A 4,497-nucleotide genomic window follows, 5' to 3' on the forward strand; every position below is an offset into this window, starting at 1 on the left:
CTCGCTGCGGGTAAGGTGACTTTTCTACTCACACTAGGCGGCAACCCCGTCTACGATGCGCCCGCCGATCTAAAGCTTCGCGATGCCTATCTTTCCGAGAAGTGTCCTCTGCGTGCCCATCTCTCTCGCTACATTGATGAGACGGCTGAAATATCACACTGGACTTTGCCCGAGTCGCATGGTCTGGAAGCCTGGGGGGATCTGAAGGCCCACGATGGTACGGTCGGCCTCCAGCAGCCGCTGGTCGAGCCGCTCTACGCGACCCAAACCGCTATGGAAGTGCTCGCACTGCTCCTAGAACAGCCGGTCACGGGGATGGAGCTATTGCGTCAGCACTACGCCACGATGAGCGAAGCCAACTGGCGCAAGGCCGTCCACGATGGGGTGGTTGCAGGAAGTGCAAGCCCGGCGATCACGGTGACTGCGGCAGCAGGTTTGTTCGCCAGCTTGCCGGAACCACCCGCATCGCCGGGGCTGGAAGTGAACTTCCGCCCCGATCCGACAATCTGGGACGGACGCTATGCGAACAATACCTGGCTGCAGGAGCTGCCCAAGCCCCTGACAACGATTGTCTGGGACAACGCGGCTCTCGTCTCGCCGCGAACTGCCAAGAAACTCGGACTGATCAGCGCGGAAGGCAACAACGACGCCGTCAATATTGCGCAGTACTCTGGCAGAAAGCTCATTGAGGTAACGGTGGGGGGGGCGACGATAAAAATCGCCGCCTGGATTCAACCCGGGCAGCCCGACGATACCATCACGCTGTATTTAGGCTACGGGCGGACTCGGGGTGGCGTGGTGTGCGAGAAACAGGGCTTTGATGTTTATCCGCTTCGCCGCAGTGGGGCACTGAATCACGCCGTTGGGGCAACGGTGAAGGTCACCAACGAGAGCTACCAGCTTGCCTACACGCAGCCGCACCACCTAATGCGCTCCGAGACAAGCGACCCGTTTGGTGTCAACGAGGCGCTGCATGTTACGGAGCACCAGAACCGTGATATTGTCCGCTCGGGAACCCTCGCACACTTTGTAGAGACCAAGGGGCGGATGCACGAGGCGCACCACGCAGAGCCTGAGCGTGCTGGTGAAGCTCCCCATGGGGAAGAGCACGGTGGGGAGCATACGGTTAGTGCCGTTGACTTGCCGACGATTCCCGCCGACCATGCTTTTGGACTGGGCCGCAACCACTGGAAGTACGTGGATCAGAACCCAAATGTCAAGACCGAGGTCAACAAAGAGGGCTTGGATTCGATGTATCCTGAGTACTCGCGTAAGGGCTTCAATGCCTGGGCGATGAGTATTGACTTGACAACATGTATCGGCTGCAACGCCTGTACGATTGCGTGTCAGGCGGAGAACAACATCCCGACTGTCGGAAAAGACCAGGTGGCGGCGGGCCGCGAGATGCACTGGATTCGCATTGACCACTACTTTGAGTCCGCGGATCTGGAGAACGTCCAGAGCCACTTCATGCTGATTCCCTGTATGCAGTGCGAGAAGGCTCCCTGTGAGCCGGTCTGCCCTGTGGCCGCAACCGTACACAGCCATGAGGGCCTCAATCAGATGGTTTACAACCGCTGCGTGGGAACCCGCTACTGCTCAAACAACTGCCCCTATAAAGTGCGGCGCTTCAATTTCCTGAAGTGGACACAGGGGGCAGGCGGGCCGACGACACTTAACTTCTTTGAGAAGCCGGTTCTGAAGATGCTCCCGAACCCCGATGTGACTGTACGAGGTCGTGGTGTGATGGAAAAGTGTACTTACTGTGTACAGCGCATCAACGATGTTCGTATTGAGGCTAAGAAAGAGGGACGTGAGATTCAGGACGGTGAGATCATCACGGCCTGTCAGCAGGTTTGTCCCACTCAGGCGATTGTTTTTGGAGATATTAATAATCCCAAGAGCAAGGTGAGCCTCATCAAAGAACAGCCACACGACTACTCGCTCCTGGCCGAGCTCAATACCCGGCCTCGAACGACGTATCTGGCGAAAATCACGAACCCGAACCCCGCGCTGGTGAAGCCGGCGGCGGCGGAGGGAGGGCACTAGATGGCAACGGAACCGATGGGCGGGAAGCGCACTCAGCTCATCCCCGAAAACTTTATTGACAACGAGCACGACTATGAGTCTGTCACAGATATCATTGCACGCGTTGTCCTGAACCCGCGTCCGCCGTTGGTCTGGTTTATTGTAACCGCCATCGGTTTTGTCGGGCTAAACGTCATGCTTATGGCGATTACCTGGCTGATTTTGCGGGGGACGGGTATTTGGGGAAACAACCAGCCAACCGGCTGGGCCTGGGACATTATTAACTTTGTGTGGTGGATTGGTATTGGTCACGCCGGAACCCTGATCTCAGCTATTCTTTTGCTGATGCGTCAGTCGTGGCGTAACTCCATTAACCGTTTCGCCGAGGCTATGACGATCTTCGCGGTGATGTGTGCGGGGCTCTTCCCGCTACTGCACACCGGTCGTCCTTGGTGTGACTACTGGCTTTTCCCGTACCCGAATATCCTTGGGATGTGGCCGCAGACGCGCTCACCACTTGAGTGGGACGTTTTTGCGGTGTCTACCTACTTCACCATCTCCGTGTTGTTCTGGTTCCTTGGGCTGGTGCCTGATATTGCGACCCTGCGTGACCGCTCCCAGAGCCTTTGGGCCAAAGTGCTCTACGGCGTTGCGTCGCTGGGCTGGCGAGGAAGCGCGAAGCACTGGTTCCGCTACGAGCAGGCGACCAACATTCTCGCGGGAATCTCCGCACCGCTGGTTCTCTCGGTACACACCATCGTTTCCTACGACTTCGCCGTGAGTATCGTCCCCGGCTGGCACACGACTATCTTCCCGCCATACTTCGTCGCCGGAGCCGTCTTTGCGGGATTCGCGATGGTGCTGACATTTGGTCTGCCGCTGCGTGCTCTCTACGGCCTGAAGGACTTCATTACCGAGAAGCACCTGGACTGGATGGCAAAGATCACGCTGGCCACGGGCCTGATCGTCTTCTACGGCTATGTTCTGGAGATCTTCTACGGCTGGTACTCGGGCAATGTCTACGAGCTGGCGCTGGTCAACCATAGATTTGCCGGCCCGTACGCTCCGTTCTACTGGGCACTGATCTTCTGCAACGGCATCTGGCCGCAGGCGCTCTGGAGCCACAAGCTACGTAAGAACGTCCCCTTCCTCTTTGTTACCTCGCTGGTCATTGGCGTGGGGATGTGGCTGGAGCGCTTCGTGATTATCCCGATGTCACTGACCCGTGACTTCATGACGAGCTCCTGGGGCTACTACTCGCCAACCATCTGGGACTGGCTATTGTTCTTGGGGACGATGGGTTTCTTTACCTTCTTGCTCTTTATGTTCATCAAGGTGTTGCCCTTCATTAATATCGTTGAGATGCGCGACTTGTTGCATAAGAATCAGCACACATTCGGTCATGACGCTTCTGATGAGCATACGCATGATGTGGAGGAGGTCCACTAATGGCAGGACACGGTCATGGGCCGGTAGAGAACCCCATCTATGGGATGGTGGCGGAGTTCGACTCTGCGGATGAGCTTTTGGCGGCAACGAAACAAGCGACGGCGGCGGGATACTCCAAGACCGATGCCTACTCGCCCTTTCCAATTCATGGACTGGCGGAGTCGCTCCCCAATGGCACCGACGATCGCGTTCCTTGGTTTGCCTTCTTTGGGGGAATTACGGGATGCCTACTGGGCTTTGGGCTTCAGTACTATATTGCAGTGATTGATTATCCACTCAATGTCGGGGGCAAGCCGCTCAACACCTGGCCACAGTTTCTCCCCGTCACCTTTGAGTGTACTGTTCTGTGTACGGGCTTGACGACATTTATCTCGCAGTGGGCGCTCAATGGGCTTCCTCGGCTGCACCACCCGATCTTTAACGCCCCGAACTTTGACCGGGCGAGCCAGGATCGCTTCTTCCTGTGCATCGAGACGAAAGACCCGAAGTACGAACCCAATGAGACAGCGGCATTTCTCAACGGCCTGGGCGCCCTGAATGTTGCGGAGGTAGCACGCTCGTGAGACTAAGCATGCGATACACACTGGGACTGATAATCTTGGGGGGAAGTGCGCTACTCTCCGGCTGCCATATTGATATGTGGGAGCAGCCCAAGATGAAGGCCTACTACGAGAGCGATTTCTACTCGGACCGCCAGGCGAGCCGCGCGATGCCCGAGGGGACTATCGCCCGAGGCAAGCTGCGCACCGACGATGCCTATACCACGGGCAAAGAGGGGACGAAGCTCGTCGCCCGTATCCCCGCTGAGGCAGTCAAGAGCTTTGGTGGCCCTAAGGCAATGCTGGATCGCGGCGAACAGCGCTATACCGTGTACTGCTCCCCGTGTCATGGCACGACGGGCAATGGCAACGGCTTTATTGCGCAGCGCGGTCTTGGGTTCTGGCAGAAGCTTCCCTCGACTCTCCACCAGCCGCGCCTGTTAAAAGTGGAGGATGGACATATCTACGATGTGCTGACGCA

General features: G+C 57.3%; 3 protein-coding genes and 1 pseudogene. All 4 read left to right on the top strand.

The annotated features are described in order from the left end of the window. A pseudogene (locus ACH2EH_RS12175) lies at positions 1 to 2,049 on the top strand (hypothetical protein); the annotation flags it as partial. Next, a complete protein-coding gene (gene nrfD, locus ACH2EH_RS12180; protein ID WP_395089065.1) occupies positions 2,050 to 3,477 on the top strand; it encodes an NrfD/PsrC family molybdoenzyme membrane anchor subunit in 1,428 nt (475 codons plus the stop codon). Next, positions 3,477 to 4,040: a DUF3341 domain-containing protein gene (locus ACH2EH_RS12185; protein ID WP_395142023.1), complete on the top strand. Its 564-nt coding sequence runs from the start codon at positions 3,477 to 3,479 to the stop codon at positions 4,038 to 4,040. The genes nrfD and ACH2EH_RS12185 overlap by 1 nt, the downstream gene beginning before the upstream one ends. 8 nt (positions 4,041 to 4,048) lie before the next feature. Further along, positions 4,049 to 4,497, top strand: a 449-nt coding sequence (locus ACH2EH_RS12190; RefSeq protein WP_395142025.1) for a c-type cytochrome, incomplete at its 3' end; no start/stop codon positions are given.

Origin of the sequence: Armatimonas sp. (assembly GCF_043760365.1) — a bacterium.
Lineage (GTDB): Bacteria > Armatimonadota > Armatimonadia > Armatimonadales > Armatimonadaceae > Armatimonas.